Source organism: Caballeronia sp. ATUFL_F1_KS4A (assembly GCF_023630905.1).
Taxonomy (GTDB): Bacteria; Pseudomonadota; Gammaproteobacteria; order Burkholderiales; family Burkholderiaceae; genus Caballeronia; species Caballeronia zhejiangensis.
In genome coordinates, this window is the sequence record NZ_JALQEB010000029.1 from 118,826 (window position 1) to 135,548 (window position 16,723).

The 16,723-nt window shown below is 63.9% G+C and carries 15 protein-coding genes; 9 read left to right on the forward strand and 6 right to left on the reverse strand.

Annotation, left to right across the window (positions count from 1 at the left end):
* Nucleotides 1-24: 24 nt before the first annotated feature.
* Entirely contained in the window at nt 25-1,014 is a 990-nt protein-coding gene (gene pip, locus NCS03_RS15755; RefSeq protein ID WP_008353760.1) for a prolyl aminopeptidase, read from the forward strand.
* A gap of 12 nt (nt 1,015-1,026) precedes the next feature.
* On the opposite strand, the gene NCS03_RS15760 is transcribed toward pip, so the two are convergent.
* Entirely contained in the window at nt 1,027-2,247 is a 1,221-nt protein-coding gene (locus tag NCS03_RS15760; protein WP_144403698.1) for an EAL domain-containing protein, read from the reverse strand.
* A 325-nt stretch (nt 2,248-2,572) separates the two neighbouring features.
* Between NCS03_RS15760 and NCS03_RS15765 the strand changes: the two genes are divergently transcribed.
* The 3 genes from NCS03_RS15765 (at nt 2,573) to NCS03_RS15775 (ending at nt 7,449) form a co-directional block, all read left to right on the forward strand.
* The gene (locus NCS03_RS15765; protein WP_008353757.1) at nt 2,573-2,995 is read left to right on the forward strand and encodes a hypothetical protein; all 423 of its coding nucleotides are present in this window, start codon (nt 2,573-2,575) and stop codon (nt 2,993-2,995) included.
* Between the two features lie 553 nt (nt 2,996-3,548).
* On the forward strand, nt 3,549-4,325 hold the full coding sequence (locus NCS03_RS15770) for an N-acyl amino acid synthase FeeM domain-containing protein (RefSeq protein WP_175979147.1): 777 nt from the start codon (nt 3,549-3,551) through the stop codon (nt 4,323-4,325).
* A 154-nt stretch (nt 4,326-4,479) separates the two neighbouring features.
* Nucleotides 4,480-7,449, forward strand: coding sequence for a putative bifunctional diguanylate cyclase/phosphodiesterase (locus tag NCS03_RS15775; RefSeq protein ID WP_250458885.1), 2,970 nt, complete (start codon nt 4,480-4,482; stop codon nt 7,447-7,449).
* A 10-nt stretch (nt 7,450-7,459) separates the two neighbouring features.
* Here NCS03_RS15775 and NCS03_RS15780 read toward each other — a convergent pair whose 3' ends face one another.
* Nucleotides 7,460-7,669, reverse strand: coding sequence for a hypothetical protein (locus NCS03_RS15780; RefSeq protein ID WP_008353754.1), 210 nt, complete (start codon nt 7,667-7,669; stop codon nt 7,460-7,462).
* Between the two features lie 172 nt (nt 7,670-7,841).
* Here NCS03_RS15780 and NCS03_RS15785 point away from each other — a divergent pair, with 172 nt between their 5' ends.
* The gene (locus NCS03_RS15785; protein ID WP_250529371.1) at nt 7,842-9,065 is read left to right on the forward strand and encodes an ROK family transcriptional regulator; all 1,224 of its coding nucleotides are present in this window, start codon (nt 7,842-7,844) and stop codon (nt 9,063-9,065) included.
* A 1-nt stretch (nt 9,066) separates the two neighbouring features.
* On the opposite strand, the gene NCS03_RS15790 is transcribed toward NCS03_RS15785, so the two are convergent.
* Nucleotides 9,067-9,690 (reverse strand): LysE family translocator, encoded by a 624-nt coding sequence (locus NCS03_RS15790; RefSeq protein ID WP_250529372.1) that lies wholly within the window; start codon nt 9,688-9,690, stop codon nt 9,067-9,069.
* Nucleotides 9,691-9,819: 129 nt separating this feature from the next.
* Here NCS03_RS15790 and NCS03_RS15795 point away from each other — a divergent pair, with 129 nt between their 5' ends.
* The 3 genes from NCS03_RS15795 to hutI all read left to right on the forward strand — a co-directional run bounded on the left by NCS03_RS15795 (nt 9,820) and on the right by hutI (nt 13,333).
* A complete protein-coding gene (locus tag NCS03_RS15795) occupies nt 9,820-10,284 on the forward strand; it encodes an Lrp/AsnC family transcriptional regulator (protein ID WP_008353751.1) in 465 nt (154 codons plus the stop codon).
* A gap of 155 nt (nt 10,285-10,439) precedes the next feature.
* Nucleotides 10,440-12,116, forward strand: coding sequence for a urocanate hydratase (gene hutU / locus NCS03_RS15800; RefSeq protein WP_250435582.1), 1,677 nt, complete (start codon nt 10,440-10,442; stop codon nt 12,114-12,116).
* Complete coding sequence (hutI, locus tag NCS03_RS15805; RefSeq protein ID WP_008353748.1) at nt 12,113-13,333, forward strand: imidazolonepropionase; 1,221 nt, start codon at nt 12,113-12,115, stop codon at nt 13,331-13,333. Before hutU ends, hutI begins: the two co-directional genes overlap by 4 nt.
* 65 nt (nt 13,334-13,398) lie before the next feature.
* On the opposite strand, the gene NCS03_RS15810 is transcribed toward hutI, so the two are convergent.
* Nucleotides 13,399-13,650 carry a GlsB/YeaQ/YmgE family stress response membrane protein gene (locus NCS03_RS15810; protein WP_008353746.1) on the reverse strand — a complete coding sequence of 84 codons (252 nt, stop codon included), beginning with the start codon at nt 13,648-13,650 and terminating at the stop codon, nt 13,399-13,401.
* A gap of 204 nt (nt 13,651-13,854) precedes the next feature.
* Between NCS03_RS15810 and NCS03_RS15815 the strand changes: the two genes are divergently transcribed.
* Nucleotides 13,855-14,343, forward strand: coding sequence for a hypothetical protein (locus NCS03_RS15815; protein ID WP_008353745.1), 489 nt, complete (start codon nt 13,855-13,857; stop codon nt 14,341-14,343).
* 97 nt (nt 14,344-14,440) lie between these two features.
* Here NCS03_RS15815 and NCS03_RS15820 read toward each other — a convergent pair whose 3' ends face one another.
* Both NCS03_RS15820 and NCS03_RS15825 read right to left on the reverse strand, forming a co-directional pair.
* A complete protein-coding gene (locus tag NCS03_RS15820) occupies nt 14,441-16,255 on the reverse strand; it encodes an OmpA family protein (RefSeq protein WP_250529373.1) in 1,815 nt (604 codons plus the stop codon).
* A 140-nt stretch (nt 16,256-16,395) separates the two neighbouring features.
* Nucleotides 16,396-16,632 carry a hypothetical protein gene (locus NCS03_RS15825; protein WP_008353743.1) on the reverse strand — a complete coding sequence of 79 codons (237 nt, stop codon included), beginning with the start codon at nt 16,630-16,632 and terminating at the stop codon, nt 16,396-16,398.
* Nucleotides 16,633-16,723 lie beyond the last annotated feature (91 nt).

A 16,723-nucleotide genomic window follows, 5' to 3' on the forward strand; every position in this document is an offset into this window, starting at 1 on the left:
AACACACAGCAAGGAAACAGCGCAATGGAAAATCAGACGCCGGTGCAGTTCGACGAAGGCATGCTCGACGTGGGCGACGGTCATTCGATCTACTGGCGCGCGCAGGGCCCGCGCGACGCGCCGGTGATGCTCGTCGTGCACGGCGGCCCCGGCGGCGCGATGAACGTCAAATGGGCCGAGGTGCTGGAGCAGGACAAATGGCGCGTCGTGTTCTTCGATCAGCGCGGCTGCGGCAAGTCCACGCCGTTCGGCAAGCTGGAAGCGAACGGCATCGATGCGCTCGTCGGCGATATGGAAAAGCTGCGCGTCGCGTTACAGATCGAGCAATGGGCGATTTTCGGCGGCTCGTGGGGCACGACGCTCGGGCTCGCGTATGGCGTCGCGCATCCCGAGCGCTGCACGGGCTTTCTGCTGCGCGGCATCTTTCTCGCGCGGCGCGAGGACATCGACTGGTTTCTATGGGACGTGCGGCGCGTGTTTCCGGAAGCGCATCGCGCGTTCCTCGATGCCATCGAGGCGGCGTGCGGCCAGCGTCCCGCGAACGGGCAGGACATTTTGCGGATGACCGAAGCGCCGCTCGCGCGCTTCGACGAAGCCGGCACGCGGCTCGCGCGCGCGTGGACGCAGTACGAGACGACGCTTTCCGTCGTCAACAAGCCCGAGAAGGAACCGGCCGAGGAAGAGAAACGTCCGAGCGCGGAAGCGAACGCGGCGGCGATCTCGATGGCGTTGCTCGAACGGCACTACATGGCGAACGAGCTGCCGCCGATCCCGCTCTTGCCGCTCATCGCGCGGATTGCGCATCTGCCTTGCCGGATCGTGCATGGCCGCTTCGACATGGTGTGTCCGGCCGATCAGGCGCTCGACCTCGCGGCTCACTGGCCGGGCGCGGAACTGACCGTCGTGAATGCGGCGGGACACTGGACTTTCGAGCCCGGCAATGTCGCGGCGCTGCGCGCGGGCGCGGCGGCGCTCGCCGATGCGATCGCGCGGACGAAGCGCGCGACCGCCTGAGACGCTGAAGAGTCAGAGAATCGCGGGCGCCGCTTCGCTCAGGCGACGCCAGTCGAGATCGACGCCGATCACGACCGGTTTGGCGTTGCGCTGCGTCGCGATCGTCAGCGTCACACATAGCGACGTGCCCGTCACCGAGAGATACGGCGTGCTCGCGACGACCTGCTGCGGCTTCGCGTGCGCATCGACGAAATACGGACGATTGTCCCAGCGGCCCGTCGACGGATCGGCGATCGGCGCGAACCGCGCGGTCGGCGATCTCGCGGCCGCGCCCGCCAGGCCGGGCATGAACTCGCGGCCGCCCTGATCGAGGAAAAAGCAACTCAGCGTGCACGGCTGCGCGAGCAGGTCGGCGCAAGAGGCTTCGGCCGTCGCGCCCGACGCGAAACGCCGCGCCGCCTGCGTGAGTCCCGCGCGATAGGGCAGCAGAAGCAGATCGCCCGCGAGGCGCTCGGTGCGGCGCATCTGCGCGAGCGTGTCGAACACGTCTTCGAAAAGCGGCGTGACCGCGCCGCGCTCGGCGAGCCGCACCGACGGCATGCCGAGCAGATAGCCCTGGACGAAATCGACGTTCGAGCGCGCCGCCAGCATCAGATCCTTGTGCGTCTCGATGCCTTCGGCGACCACGAACATGCCCGACTCGTGCAGCAGATCGACGAGCTTCGGCAGCAACGCGTCGCGCATGTGAGCGCTTTTCGCCCGCACGAGACTGCGATCGAGCTTGACGATGTCCGGCCGCAGCGTCAGCAGCCGGTCGATGTTGGAATGCCCCGCACCGAAATCGTCGACCGCGACGAGAAAGCCTTGCGCGCGAAAGGAACGCGTCGCGCGCGCGATTTCCGCGACGTCCGTGCCGCCGGATTCGAGCACTTCGATCACCAGTTGCTCGGGCGCGAGACCGGATGCCCGCGTGGCCGCCGCGAGCCGCGCGGCATAGCCGGGATCGGTGAAGGTCGCCGGATTGATGTTGACGAAGAGCCAGTGCGCGGCGGGCAGCATCGGCGCCGCGTTGCGCAGATGCGTGAGATGGCTCATGCGGTCGAGCTCGGTCAGCTTGCCCGCGACGATCGCGCGCGCGAAGAGATCGAACGGTCCGACTAGCGCGCGGTCTTCGGCTTCGCCGCGCAACAGCGCCTCGTAGCCCACCTCGCGCTGGTGCGGCAGGCTGTAGATCGGTTGCAGATGCGTGCGCAGCGTGATGCCGTCGACGATCTCCGTATGTCCGGTCAGCACGTTCAGGGACGCTGTCGCGGCGGCCGCACGGCGGTGCCCGGAGACGGCATGCGGGAAGCGAGCGCCGGCGGACGAACGCACAAAGGAGCAGTCAGGTCGATGAACGGCACGGCAGTCACGCGTTTCGGTGGGGATGAGCGCAATATCGGCTGGTCGCGTGCAAACTTGAGCGCGATCCGTCCATGCGTCGAGCGGGCTTTGTCGTCTCCGGTTTGCCGCCGACGCCCGCGCGACCTATCTTTGTTGGTGCGATGCTACGATCCGCGTGCAACTTAAGCCGGGCCGTGCCCGTCGAAAGTCGCAACGAACCCCTTGAGAGAGATAGATGGCGCAACAGAAAACCAATCCCAAACTCGAGCAGGCGCTGACGCGCGGCGATCTCGCGATCCGCCAGGCCAACTCGGGCCGCGCCACCGCGGTGCTGCGCGCGCTCGGCAAGATGATCGTCGAGGCGTCGGCGACGATCGGCGTCGAGGCGCACGTCGTCATCCACGACGGCGACAAGATCTACGATCCGGCCGACGGCGTCTGGCCGCAGCAATTGCTCGTGTCGCTCGACGGTCCGGTCGAGGATAACGATCCGGACGAAATCCGCACCATCACGCTGCTCGCCGACACGCCCGCGACGATTTTCCGCTGCGAGTGGCAACGCGCCGACGGCAATATCGGGCGGCAGGAAGGCCGTCCGCTCGCGATGGTCGCGTTCATTACCGACGTGGATATCCCCTGGCTAGACGAAGAGGACTGATTTTTTAATTCGCTTCAGCGCGTTTCATACTGCGACACGATTATGTCGTGATAGAGCGGGCGTCCTTCCGGAAGGACGCCCGCTTTTTTTCGTCCTCCTCGACCGCCTTTCGGCAATCCCAAACTTTGCATATTTTTGGTTTCGCAGAATCTGCGAAGAAAAATGTAAGCAAACGTTACCGAACCCCTTTTATTAAATGTTTTCCAGCGTTTACGCGATGCTCCGCGACTGTTCGCCGAACGCTATTCTCCTGAATGCCTCTCGCGTTGGCCGGTGGCTGCTTACCCTCGTTCTTTCACCCTCATCGGGCGCGCATATACCTTCCTGGCATATGCATATTTCGGTTTGCGGCTGCGGCCGACGATTGGCTTTTTCGCCGATTAGAAGCTTTCTTCCACTGAATTAGCCCAAAAGTTGCTGAGAAACAGCGGCAAGCGCGCACCCCCTTTTTCGACTTCGTGAGAGGCTCGACCCGCCCGTGTAAGGAACCCTCCAATAAACGTCCTCAACACGCGGCACCTTTCCAATCGCCAAGAAAAAATGGGGTTTACAAATGGAACGTCTGAACCTTGCCAACAATGCCGCCGCTAACCAGACCGAATCGGCGGTACGCCCGACTCTCACGGTCGTCCCCGCGCTTCAGAAAACGGAGCGCATGCCGTTTACTATCCGTATCGTCGAAGACGATGGCGGACTGCAGAAAGCCGTGAGCATCAGACGTTCGGCCTACGGGCGGCATCTGCCCGAATTCGCCGAAAAGATGACGATCGAGCCGTCGGACCGCGATCGCGGCACGGCGGTGCTTCTCGCGGAATCGAAACTCGACGGCGCACCGCTCGGGACGATGCGTATTCAGACCAATGCGTACGGCCCGCTCGCCGTCGAGCAGTCGGTGCGTCTGCCGGATCATCTGGCGACGAGCCGCCTCGCGGAAGCGACGCGTCTCGGCGTCGCGGGCGGCATGGTGGGGCGGGTGGTGAAAGTGGCGCTGTGCAAGGCGCTCTGGATGTTCTGCGAACTGCACGGGATCGACTACATGGTGATCACGGCGCGCACGCCGCTGGATCGGGAGTATGAGGCGATGCTCTTCAAGGATGTTTTCGGCGTCAACGAATTCCTGCCGATGTCGCATGTCGGCGGGCTGCCGCATCGCGTGCTCGCGAAGGACGTCGCAGCGGCGCGCCAGCGCTGGGAAGAAGCCCGTCATCCGCTCTTCAATTACATGGTGAACACGCATCACCCGGACATCGATTTGCATTCTGTAGATTTATCTTTTGACTGGGAACCGGTACGATGCCCAGACGCTCCGTTGATGGCTTACGGCAGGTAAAAGAAACGGACGATCGTATTTAGGACGGTAATAGCGAATAACCGGACCAGGAGCGGTCCGGTTGGCCAAAAGCGGCGGCGCGCGGGGCTTCGGCCTCCGCCGCTGTCTGCGCCGGCGCATTTCGCGCTGGGCGCAAACGGGGGTTTTTCCAAGAATGGCGTCGGTTATTCCAGCTTCCTTATCGAGATTCAGACGCACGGGCTCGTGGATCGACGACGCGCTGTACGCGGTCGCCGTTTACGCCGTGCCTTTTCTGATTTTGCTCGGTACGATCGCCACGCTCTATTTCCTTCCGCGTCAATACGAAACGCGCGGCGCGGTTCCGCTCCAACTGCGCGTCGTCGCCGATAAAGCCGCGATCATGAATCCCGGCGACGCGCTCGTGGCGCTTCGAGGCGTCACGCCGGTATCGCGCTACAGCACGCGTCTTTCGGAAAAGCCGGTCTGGTTCAGTTTCACCACGCCAAGCATGAGCGCGCATTCATCGACGGTCGTCGAATTGCCGTCGCGTCACGCGCAAACGCTTGCCTGCTGGAACGCGGACACGCTTGCGCCGCTCGGCGACGCGAGCCGCGAATCCGTCAGCGGCCAGATGCGCGCGGTTAAAGCCGGTTTCTCGATTCACGTCGGGCGATTGAAAGAACCGGAAAACATTCTCTGCAGGGGCACATTTTCCGGACCCGCGCAAATCAACGCATTTACATGGGAATGGCAAGGCCTCCGTAATTCGGCGCTCGATTTTCAGGAAAGCTCCGGATTGATCGCCGGCGGTTTGCTGACGCTCGCGGTATTCGTCTTCGTGACGGCGCTCATCAATCACGAATGGACCTATGTGATTTTCGCGGTATGGCTCGTCGGCAATCTGCGCCTCTGCGCAAATGCGATGGGCTGGGACATGCAATGGCTCGGCCGCGTATTGCCGACCGAATACATTCAGCCATTGCGGCAAATCACCTTCGCGGCCTATTACCTGTTGACGGCCGCGCTCTTTCAACAGCTTTTCCGGCGGGAGTTGCGCGTGGTCGGTTATCGCTGGCTGCTGCGCGTCATTCAGTACGTCGGCATTGTGCTGCTCGCCGCCGCGATCGCGTTGCCGTATGAGCTTTTCATTCCGACGCTCTGGGTCATCGCGGGTTTCGGCATATGCGTGCTGTTGTTCTTCCTCGCGCGGCTCGTGTGGATGGCGCGTTCGCGCACCGTGCTGTGGTATGTCGCGTCGCTCGCGATCGTGCTTTTCTCCACGTTCTCCGAAGTGCTCGGCGCGGCCTTCGGGCTGAAGGTGCTCGTCGGCGGCGTCAATACGGTGATGGCCGCGCTGTCGTCGAGCATGATGGCGGCGTTCGCGATCGCCGAGCAGATGCGCGCGGAACGCGATTTCCGCCGCCAGGCGCAGATGGAACTGCGCAACACCTACGAAGTCACGCCGATCGGCCTCTTCACGCTCGATTCCGACGGTCACTTCGTGCGCGCCAATCCGGCGTTGCGCGCGATGCTCGATCTGCAAAAGGCCGACTACAAGGTGCGGCACTGGAACGACTACTTCGAAGCCGGCGCGTGGGGCGCGCTGCAGGCGCTCGCGTCGAAGGGCAGCGACGGCGAACTCGAAATGGGCGGCTCGCCCGAACGCGGCACCGCCGAGCGCCGCTATCTGTTGAAGGCAATCCGCTCGAACGGCTGGATCGAAGGCTCGCTGCAGGACACGACCGAACGGTCGAAGGCCGTCGAGCGCCTTCGCTTTCTCGCCGAGCACGATTCGCTGACGGGCTCGCTCAACCGGCGCGGCGTCGAGAAGGCGATTGCCGCGCAAAGCGAAGAGACGCTGCCGTGGGCACTGGCCTATGTCGATCTCGACCGCTTCAAGCTCGTCAATGATCTCTTCGGCCATCGCAGCGGCGACGAAGTGCTGCGCCAGGTCGCGGCCCGCACGCGCGCGCACTTCGCGCGCAGTTATCCGGTCGGACGCATCGGCGGCGACGAATTCGTCTGCGTGATGCACGACACGTCGATCGAAGACGCCATCGCGCAATGCCGCGAACTCATCTCCATTTTGTCGGATGCGCCGTATCAGGTCGGCAATCGCGCGTTTCAGGTGAAGGCGTCGATCGGTCTCGTCGAATGCTCGCAGGGCGTGCGCGTGCAGGACGCGCTCTCACACGCGGATCGCGCGTGCCGGGAAGCGAAAAAGGTCGCGCACACGCATCTCGTCACGTACCGCAAGGGCGCGGCGGCGTTCGAGGAGCGCGCGGAGGAACTGAAGCTCGTCGAGACGCTCGGGCGCAATCGCCTGCCGCCGGGACTTTTCCTCGTGATGCAGCCGATCATGTCGCTCACCAAGCCGACCGAATCGCTCAACTTCGAAGTGCTGCTGCGCATGCGCGCGCCCGATGGCGCAACGCTGCCTGCAGGCAAGGTGATCGTCGCGGCGGAGGAATCGGGCAACATTGCGGCGATCGATCGCTGGGTCATCTCGACGCTGCTGGACTGGATCGAAGCGCATCGGCATCAGCTCGGCAACACGCAGTTCATTTGCGTGAATCTTTCAGGCGGTTCGCTGAACGACGAGCAGTTCATGGAGGATATCTTCGCGCTCTTCGCGCGGCATCAGTCGATCGTGCATTACCTGTGCCTCGAAATCACGGAAAGCGTTGCGCTGCACGATCTGGAGAACACGCAGCGTTTCATCGCGCGCGTGCACGACATGGGCGGCAAGATCGCGCTCGACGACTTCGGCGCCGGCTACACGTCGTTCAAATATCTGAAGGCGCTATCCGCCGATGCGCTCAAGATCGACGGCGAATTCGTGCGCTCGATGTGCGCGCATCCGGCCGATATCGCCATCGTCGAGGCGATCGTCGCGCTGGCGCGCAATCTCGGCATGCGCAGCGTCGCGGAGTGGGTCGAGGACATCGATACCTTGCGCGCGCTGCAGGAGATCGGCGTGGACTATGTGCAGGGTTTCCTCGTCGCGCGGCCGCAGGACAGCTCGGCGATTCTCGCGGCGAGCTCGGCTGCGAGCTTCGTCAAGGATCCGGAAGTCATCGGTTTCGTCGAAAGCCTGTCGGAGCCGGTGCAGGCGACCGTCTTCGACTACGAATGGCACGCGCGCGCCTCGGGCACGCACTGAGCGGCGCGCGTCAAGCCGTCTTCATCTCGTTCAAAATCTTCGCCGCCGCGATGGGAATGCGCGTGTCTTCCCATTGCGCGAGCCATTGAATCTCCTTGCGCGTGAAATAGCCGGGATGGTTGCGCAGCGCGAACTGCAAAGAATCGACGATGTGATCGCGAATGATTTGCGGCGCGTTTTCGTCGTTGACGATCGCGTGAAGGGCTTCCAGGGTGCTCATGTTTTCGATAAGACGAGGTTGATCGGCGATGACGCTCTCCCGAACATAACCGACTAAAAATCCGGAAAAAATTCGGCGCGGATGTTTAAATAAAAGGACTCGAATTAATCCAGCGGGGACAAACACATGAATCGCTCACGGCGCGCACGCTCGCGCCACGAGGCACGCGCCGATGTCTGAGCGGCCCGCGCACAAAGCTTCGATGCACTCCATCGGCTCGAATCAACTGGGCATGCGCCAGTTCAACGAGCGCATCGTCTTGCAGGCAATCCGCCTGCATGGCGCGCTGCCGAAGGCCGAAGTCGCGCGCATGACGCGCCTGTCGATGCAGACGGTTTCGCTGATCGTCGATCATCTGATCGAAGACGGCCTGCTCGCTAAAGAGCCGCGTTCGCGCGTGCGCGGGCGCATCGGGCAACCGTCGGTGCCGATTTCGCTGCGCGCGGACGGCGCGTTTTCCATCGGCGTGAAAGTGGGGCGGCGCAGCCTCGACGTGCTGTCGATGGACTTCGCCGGCAACGTGCGCACGCGCGAGACGCTGGAGTATCCGTATCCGGATCCGCATACGCTGTTTCCCGCGCTGGAAGAGCGGCTCGCGCGCGTCACCGCCGCGCTCGGCGACGACGCGCGCAAGATCGCGGGCATCGGTGTCGCGGCGCCGTTGTGGATCGGCGGCTGGCGCGATTTCTTCGACACGCCGCCCGACGCGCTCGCGGCGTGGGACGACATCGACATCCGCGCGCGCATCGAAGCGATGACCGCGCTGCCGGTCGAATTCGCGAAGGACACGACCGCCGCGTGCGCCGCCGAACTCGTGATGGGCCAGGGGCGCGGGCTGCGCGATTTCCTGTATGTGTTCATCGGGACGTTCATCGGCGGCGGGCTTGTCATCGATGGCCGATTGCACGCGGGACCGGGCGGGAATGCGGGCGCGATCGGATCGCTGCCGCTCGTCGGCGGAGGCAAAGGCAAGCGCGCCGGGCAGTTGCTCAACACGGCGTCGGTGTACGTGCTGGAAAAGGCGCTCGCCGCGGCGGGCGCGCCGGCCGCCGCGGCGCACGATGAGCGCGCGTGGTCGCCGGAGTGGCGCGCGCTGTCGGAAGCGTGGATGCGCGAGACGTGTCCCGCGATCGCGACGGGCATCGCGTCGTCGGCTGCATTGCTCGATCTCGAAGCCGTGGTGATCGACGGTGAAATCGACCGGAATCTGCTGCGCGAAGTCATTGGCCGCACCGATGCGGCGCTCGGCAACTTCGACTGGCAAGGCATGACGCGGCCGCGTCTCGTCGAAGGGCAGATCGGCCCCGACGCCCGCGCGATGGGCGGCGCGATCCTGCCGCTTTACGCGCACTTCGCGCCGAAGCACGAGCTCTTTCTGAAGCCGCTCGACGTCTGAATCATTCGAGCGAAAGGCGCGTCGCGAATGCGAGCAGCGCCGCGGAGAACGTCCAGCGCTGCACCGTCTGCGCTTTCGGATGACGGCGCAGCCAGCCGGAAATACGCACCGCGCCCGCCGCGAGCGTCAGGTCGAACGCGACGCCGACAACGACCAGCACGACGCCCAATTCCACCACTTGCGACCAGACCGGCCCCGTCTCCGGCCGCACGAATTGCGGCAGCAGCACGGAGCAGAACAGCAGCGCCTTCGGATTGAGGATGCTGCTCAGAATGCCTTTCGCGTAGGCAGAGCGCAGCGTGGATGCAGTGTGTCCGGATGCGGCTTCGAGTCCGAAAGCGGGCGAGCGGAAGATCTGGATCGCCACGTACGAGAGATATAGGCCACCCGCGATACGCACGCCGTCGTAAAGCCACGGCGCGCTGCGCAGAAGCGCTGCAACGCCGAGCGCCGACAGCGTGACGTGCGTCGCGCGTGCCGTGGCGAGACCGGCGGCGACCGCGAGTCCGCGGCGGAATCCGCGCGTGCCGCTCGTCTGCAGCACGAGCGCCATGTCCGGTCCGGGCAGCGCGTAGACGACCGCGAGCGCGCCGATGAAAACCCAAAGCAAGTGTGCCGAAACCATGATGCGCTCCTGTTCAGAAGGCTTTATCGTGCCACTTCGGAAAGAGCGATTTATGGTCTTTTGAGGCGATTTTGCGAGTCGGGTTGCAGCTTTCCTCTAAGATCAGAAGAGTTTAAAGGGGATAGCACCATGACCGAAATCGACCGCATCGATCGCGCGATGCTTGCTGCGCTCCAACACGACGGCCGCATGCCCGTCGCGAAACTGGCCGAGCGCGTCGGCCTGAGCGAAACGCCGTGCGCGCGCCGTCTCAGGCGTCTCGAAAGCGAGGGATTCATCGACGGCTATCGCGCCGTGCTGTCGCGCAAGGCGCTGGAACTGGGCGTCGTCGCGTTCGCGCAGGTGCGCTTCAGCGTGCACGACCGCGCGCTCTCGGATCGCTTCGAGCGCGAAATTCAGGGCATTGCCCGCATCGTGTCGTGCCACAACATTTCGGGGACGGCGGATTATCTGCTTCAGATCATCGCGCGCGATCTCGACGAATACGGCATCTTCATGCGCGACGTGCTGCGGACTTTGCCGGGCGTCACCGCCGTGGAATCGATGCTCTCGCTGCGTGAAGTCAAACGCGACAGCGGGCTTCCCCTGCCGTGAAGATTGTCTAGACAAGGAGCGACATCGCTCGAATGGGAAGCCTCGGGATTCCCCTAATACAACGTAAGTTGTATATACAAGAAGATGAAGTGAACTCGACGCGGGTTGTCGTTCGCGTCTGTCCACACTCACTTCTTGATGCGCAGGAGCAATCCGTGACTTCGACTTCCCGTTTTCGCGACACCGAGATCCGCGCGCCGCGCGGCACGCAACTCAGCGCAAAGAGCTGGCTGACCGAAGCGCCGCTGCGCATGTTGATGAACAATCTCGATCCCGAAGTGGCCGAGAATCCGAAGGAACTGGTCGTGTACGGCGGCATCGGCCGGGCGGCGCGCGACTGGGCGTGCTACGACAAGATCGTCGAAACGCTGAAGCGTCTGGAAGCGGACGAGACGCTGCTCGTCCAGTCGGGCAAGCCAGTCGGCGTGTTCAAGACGCACGAAAACGCGCCGCGCGTGCTGATCGCGAATTCGAACCTCGTGCCGCACTGGGCGAACTGGGAGCACTTCAACGAGCTCGACGCGAAAGGTCTCGCGATGTACGGCCAGATGACCGCTGGAAGCTGGATCTATATCGGCAGTCAGGGCATCGTGCAGGGCACGTATGAAACCTTCGTCGAGGCCGGGCGACAGCATTACGGCGGCGATCTCAAAGGCCGCTGGGTGCTTACCGCCGGTCTCGGCGGCATGGGCGGCGCGCAGCCGCTCGCGGCGACGCTCGCGCTCGCGTGTTCGCTGAACATCGAATGTCAGCAGAGCCGCATCGATTTCCGTCTGAAGACGCGTTACGTCGACGAACAGGCGACCGATCTCGACGACGCCCTCGCGCGCATCCGGCGCTACACGTCCGAAGGCCGCGCGATCTCCATCGCACTGTGCGCGAACGCGGCGGACGTGCTGCCCGAACTCGTGCGTCGCGGCGTTCGGCCGGACTTGGTCACCGATCAGACCAGCGCGCACGATCCGCTCAATGGCTATCTGCCGAAAGGCTGGACGTGGGCGCAATATCGCGATCGCGCGCAAAGCGATCCGGCGGCGACCGTGAGGGCCGCGAAGCAATCGATGGCGGAGCACGTCCGCGCGATGCTCGCGTTCCGCGAACAGGGCGTGCCGACCTTCGACTACGGCAACAACATCCGCCAGATGGCCAAGGAAGAGGGCGTCGAGAACGCGTTCGACTTCCCGGGCTTCGTGCCGGCGTATATCCGGCCGCTCTTCTGCCGCGGCGTCGGGCCGTTCCGCTGGGCCGCGCTCTCGGGCAATCCCGAGGACATCTACAAGACCGATGCGAAGGTGAAGGAGATCATCGCCGATGACGCGCATCTGCATCGCTGGCTCGACATGGCGCGTGAGCGGATCAGTTTTCAGGGCTTGCCGGCGCGCATCTGCTGGGTCGGCCTCGGGCTGCGCGCGAAGCTCGGCCTGGCGTTCAACGAGATGGTGCGCAACGGCGAATTGTCGGCGCCGGTCGTGATCGGCCGCGACCATCTCGATTCCGGCTCCGTCGCGAGCCCGAATCGCGAAACCGAAGCGATGCAGGACGGCTCGGACGCCGTGTCCGACTGGCCGCTGCTCAACGCGCTGCTGAACACGGCGAGCGGCGCGACGTGGGTGTCGATCCACCACGGCGGCGGCGTCGGCATGGGCTTTTCGCAGCACGCGGGCGTCGTGATCGTCTGCGACGGGAGTCGTGAAGCCGATGCACGCATCGCGCGCGTGCTGCACAACGATCCGGCGACGGGCGTCATGCGCCATGCCGATGCCGGTTACGACATCGCGATCGAATGCGCGCGCGATCAAGGCCTCGATCTGCCGATGATCGACAAGCGATGAAAAAGCTCTGGCAACACTGCCACGCCGCGACGATGGCCGGCGGCAAGTATTCGGTCATCGACGACGCGGCGATCCTGACCGATGGCGCGCGCATCGAGTGGATCGGACCGCGCGCGGCCGCGCCGGATATCGGCGAATGCGAACGTGTCGAACTCGATGGCGCGTGGGTGACGCCGGGTCTGATCGACTGTCACACGCATCTGGTTTTCGGCGGCGATCGCAGCGGCGAATTCGAGGAGCGGCTCGAAGGCGTGAGCTACGCGGAGATCGCGGCGCGCGGCGGCGGCATCGCGAGTACGGTGCGCGCGACGCGCGAAGCCAGCGAAGACGCGCTGTTCAAAGCGGCGAAAACGCGCGCGCTCGGCCTGCTGCGCGAAGGCGTGACCACGCTCGAAGTGAAGTCAGGCTACGGGCTCGATCTCGCGAACGAGCGGAAGATGCTCGCCGTCGCGCGTCGTCTCGGCGAAGCGCTGCCGCTGACCGTGCGCGCGACCTGCCTCGCCGCGCACGCGTTGCCACCCGAGTACGCGAATCGCGCGGATGACTATATCGCCCATATCTGCGATGAGATGCTGCCAGCGCTCGTCGAAGAAGGCCTGGTCGATGCGGTCGATGCGTTTTGCGAGCACATCGCGTTCTCCACGGAGCAAGTCGAGCGCGTGTTCCGATGCGCGCGCGATCTCGGCGTGCCAGTCAAAGTGCACGCGGAGCAGTTGTCGTCCTTGCATGGATCGTCGCTGGCGGCGCGGTATCGGGCGTTGTCGGCGGATCATCTCGAATACATGACCGAGGACGACGCCATCGCGATGGCGCAATCCGGCACCGTCGCCGTGCTTTTGCCGGGCGCGTTTTACATGTTGCGTGAAACGCAGTTGCCGCCCATCGACGCACTGCGGCGGCATCGTGTGCCGATCGCGCTCGCGAGCGATCTGAATCCGGGAACGTCGCCCGCGCTTTCGCTGCGCATGATGCTCAACATGGCCTGCACGCTCTTTCGCCTGACGCCCGAAGAAGCGCTCGCCGGCGTGACCTTGCATGCGGCAAAGGCGCTCGGCTTGCACGCGACGCACGGATCGCTCGAAGCGGGCAAGACCGCCGATTTCGTCGCCTGGCGCATCGGCAGGCCGGCCGAGCTTTCGTACTGGCTCGGCGGCGCGCTCCCGAACCGCGTCGTGCGGGGCGGTGCGGAGGTCGATATCGAGCGCATCGCCCGATGAAACAAACGCCTCGTCCGAACCGGAACGAGGCGTTTCACCAAGAAAAGAAACGATGAGGCGCGGCGTTACGTGCGCTTGCGGATCATTCCCCAGACGACGAGCAGGATGATTGCGCCGATCACCGAGGCGATCCAACCCGCCGGTTGTCCCGGCTGATACCAGCCGAGCGCCCGGCCGACGTACCCCGCGATCAGCGATCCGGCGATGCCGAGGACGATGGTCATGATCCAGCCCATGCTGTCGTCGCCCGGCTTCAGTGCGCGTGCGATGAGACCGACGACGAGTCCGACGATCAAAGTACCGATAAATGCAAGCATGCGGTCGCTCCTTGACTAAGTTTTACGGCGTTTTGATTGCGTTTGCGGAAGGATTCCGGACGATCCGGTACATCCAAAGTAGCACGGCGCAATGCGTTTGGGTATGACACTGGCCGTTCGGCTAACCCGTGGAGCACGAACGATGCCGCGTCCCGCCCCAAGGTAAAATTCGTCGCATTGCCTCTCTGCATGCGTTGCTACGATATGACCGATTCCGAATTCCCCTCCACCGACGAAGCCATCCACGAAGACCGCCTCTGGCGCGACGACGGCTGGACCGCGCGCGTCATCAAGAACGAGGACGACGACGGCTGGGCCGTCGAGATGATTCAGGCGGGCGAGGCGGAACCCGCGCTCGTCGGCCCGTGGACAATGGGCCGCGACAAGAAAAATCCGAAGCCGCTCGATGCAGGCGCGTTCCGCACGCTCGTCAAGACGGCGTCGGAAGTCTTGCGTCGCCATGAACAGCAACGTCATGCGATGTTGAACAAGAACGTCACCATCGACGTGCGGGGGGAGGACATCACCGTCACGCTGGAGATCGTTCCGGATGAAGACGATCCCTACGCCAATCTCAAAGCCTTCGATGCGTACGGCGCGCAGCTCGCGTTCGTGCGTGTATCGCCGGCGTTCAAGCTCAGCAAGGCGAGCGCCGAACGCTGGGCCGAGAACGATTTCGCCAAGCCGAACTGAATCGGCTGCAGAGCGCGCATGGCGCGGGCACAAATAGAAACGCCGTCGCGCTTTCGTGCGACGGCGTTTGAAGAAATCTTGTGAGTCGAAGCGGCGCTCAGCCCTTTCTGACGACGAATTCGATTCGGCGATTCGCGAAACGTCCGCTGGCAGTATCGTTGTCGGCGATCGGATTGGCGTCGCCGTAGCCTGCTGCCGTGAGCGATTGCGGCGGCACGCCGTTACGCACGAGGAAGCCTCGGACCGCCTGAGCGCGTTCCTTTGACACTTCCAGCTTGGCCGCCGCTCCGCCCTGGGCATCCGAATAACCCGCGATTTCGAGATTCACCATCGAACCCTTGGCTGCGCAGTTCTTGAGCAGCTGCGCCGTCTCGCCGAGCGTGGCGTAGGCGCTTTCCGGCACCTGCGCACTCGAACGCTCGAAATTGACAACCTGAAGGTCGAGCACGCGCGTCAGCTTGTCGCCGGAGCAAGGCGTGTCCGTGGCGAGCAGGCTCTTTAGCGCGCTGCGAAAGGATCGTGTCGCCGTGGCGACCGCGCCGTCCACGTCGAACGCCGCGACCTGGAACATGCCGCCGAGCGAGCTTCTCATCCTATCGACCCAGCCGAGCTTCGCGTTTGCGGCCGCGCCGCTCAGTTCCACCTTCGAGCCGGTGATCTTGGCTTCCGCGCCGGGCACGGCCATGAGCGGGAAGAAGTCGCTCAGACGCGAAAGCCAGGCTGCCGGGCGTGTTTCGGCAACGACGGAAATATCAGCCGTGTAGGCTTTGCCGAAGCGAGCCGTCAATGCGTCGATGAGATGCTTCTTCTCTGCTTCGGTGCCGACCGTCGCCTCGATCGCCGGGACGCCCGCCGAGTTGACGCTGAACAGCAACTGCGCGTCTTTCCATGAAGCCGGCGCGGCTTTCATTGCCGAGGCCGATTGCGGTGCCGCCGCCGTGTTGGCCGACGCATCGATGGATGACACGGCCGGCGTTTCATCGCTGACCGGCGAGACCGATGGCGTCGCGGAGGAAGCCTGCGTCGACGCATCGGCGACCGGCTGCGTGGCTGGCGCGGCGCTCAGATCGACGCTTTCGCCATGCGTGAAGCCACGGTAATAGACGAGCGCGAGGATGACGGCCAACACAGCGAAAAGCAGCCAGATCCACTTGTTCGAACGCTTCTCCGCCGGCTTGCGAACCGGTGCGCGCATCGGCGGCGGCGAGGGGGGCAAGGACGGCGCGGGCTTGGGCGCCGAGGCGCTTTGCGTGACGGCTTTTGCGACGGGTTCGGGCGCAAGCGCCACCGCGACGTCGCCGTCGATGCGCGGTTCGAGGCTCGATGCGACGGTATCGAGGCGCGGCGTGATACAACTGGTGAAGCCTTCGGTGTTGCCAACGCCGATGGCCGTCGCGACCGCGTTCGACATCGACGAATTGATCTCGCCGACCTGATCGCGCAGGAGCTTGGGCACCTGCGGCAGTCCCCACTGTGCAAGCAGGAAGTGGCGTTTCATGACGCCGAACAGCACGGCCGCCACGATGCCGGCGAGCGCCGACGTCGCTTGCGTCGGAACGCCGGTTTCTGCCGAGACGGCGTCGGTCAGGGCATCGACACGCTGGCCCGTCGCGAGCGCGGCAAGCGAGTGCCCGGTGGTTTCGAGCTGCTTGAGCCCGCCGGTGGTGGCGATCAGCTTTGAGAACTGTTCCGCGATGTAGGCGTTGGTCTCCGGCTGCATGATGACGGCGTAGACCGACTGCGAGCCGGGCACGAGCGTCGCCCGGTCCATGAGCGAGGCGACGAGTCCGGGCGCGATGCGCGCCGCGAGTTGCCGGACCATTTGCCCAGGTATGCCGAACTGCTGCGACAACTGCTCCGCGACGTTTTCCGAGATCGCGGCGTTGACCGCCTGGACCAGATTGATGCTCATCGACTGAATTTCCTTTCTACATGAGCGCTTAACGCAAGCGCAGAAGCGCAGCGGATTCTATATGCACAGTTATCCTAAAAAGAATCGTGCAAACTTCTTTACAAAAACGGTGCTTCGATGCGACTTGCCTTACGCTTTTTTTAGCGTGCAAGCGGGCTCATTTGCGAGAAAAATTTGAGAATCCGCTTGCAGGCGATGCCGAGCCACGACGGTTCGGCGGGCGCGGTTTCCGCGCTTTTCACGGAAAGCGCGACGAGCGACAGCATGGAATGAGACTGGATGAGCGTGCGATACGAAGCGTCGAGCGGCGACGTCCACGCGCACGAGCGGCAATCGTGCTTCGCGCACATATTGCAGGGAGGTTGATCGCGGTTCATGGCAGAGTCCTTTACAAGTATCCGCTCATGATCTTCGATACGGGATCGCAAGGCGATCAGAGCCTTCCGATTGAACTCTTGGTTTTATTTT

Excerpts from the sequence above, each read along its gene's own strand:
- pip (WP_008353760.1), top strand. The coding sequence starts at position 25 with ATGGAAAATCAGACGCCGGTGCAGTTCGACGAAGGCATGCTCGACGTG.
- NCS03_RS15765 (WP_008353757.1), top strand. The coding sequence starts at position 2,573 with ATGGCGCAACAGAAAACCAATCCCAAACTCGAGCAGGCGCTGACGCGC.
- NCS03_RS15770 (WP_175979147.1), top strand. The coding sequence starts at position 3,549 with ATGGAACGTCTGAACCTTGCCAACAATGCCGCCGCTAACCAGACCGAA.
- NCS03_RS15775 (WP_250458885.1), top strand. The coding sequence starts at position 4,480 with ATGGCGTCGGTTATTCCAGCTTCCTTATCGAGATTCAGACGCACGGGC.
- NCS03_RS15820 (WP_250529373.1), bottom strand. The coding sequence starts at position 16,255 with ATGAGCATCAATCTGGTCCAGGCGGTCAACGCCGCGATCTCGGAAAAC.
- NCS03_RS15790 (WP_250529372.1), bottom strand. The coding sequence starts at position 9,690 with ATGGTTTCGGCACACTTGCTTTGGGTTTTCATCGGCGCGCTCGCGGTC.
- NCS03_RS15785 (WP_250529371.1), top strand. The coding sequence starts at position 7,842 with ATGTCTGAGCGGCCCGCGCACAAAGCTTCGATGCACTCCATCGGCTCG.
- hutI (WP_008353748.1), top strand. The coding sequence starts at position 12,113 with ATGAAAAAGCTCTGGCAACACTGCCACGCCGCGACGATGGCCGGCGGC.
- NCS03_RS15780 (WP_008353754.1), bottom strand. The coding sequence starts at position 7,669 with ATGAGCACCCTGGAAGCCCTTCACGCGATCGTCAACGACGAAAACGCG.
- NCS03_RS15825 (WP_008353743.1), bottom strand. The coding sequence starts at position 16,632 with ATGAACCGCGATCAACCTCCCTGCAATATGTGCGCGAAGCACGATTGC.
- NCS03_RS15795 (WP_008353751.1), top strand. The coding sequence starts at position 9,820 with ATGACCGAAATCGACCGCATCGATCGCGCGATGCTTGCTGCGCTCCAA.
- NCS03_RS15810 (WP_008353746.1), bottom strand. The coding sequence starts at position 13,650 with ATGCTTGCATTTATCGGTACTTTGATCGTCGGACTCGTCGTCGGTCTC.
- NCS03_RS15815 (WP_008353745.1), top strand. The coding sequence starts at position 13,855 with ATGACCGATTCCGAATTCCCCTCCACCGACGAAGCCATCCACGAAGAC.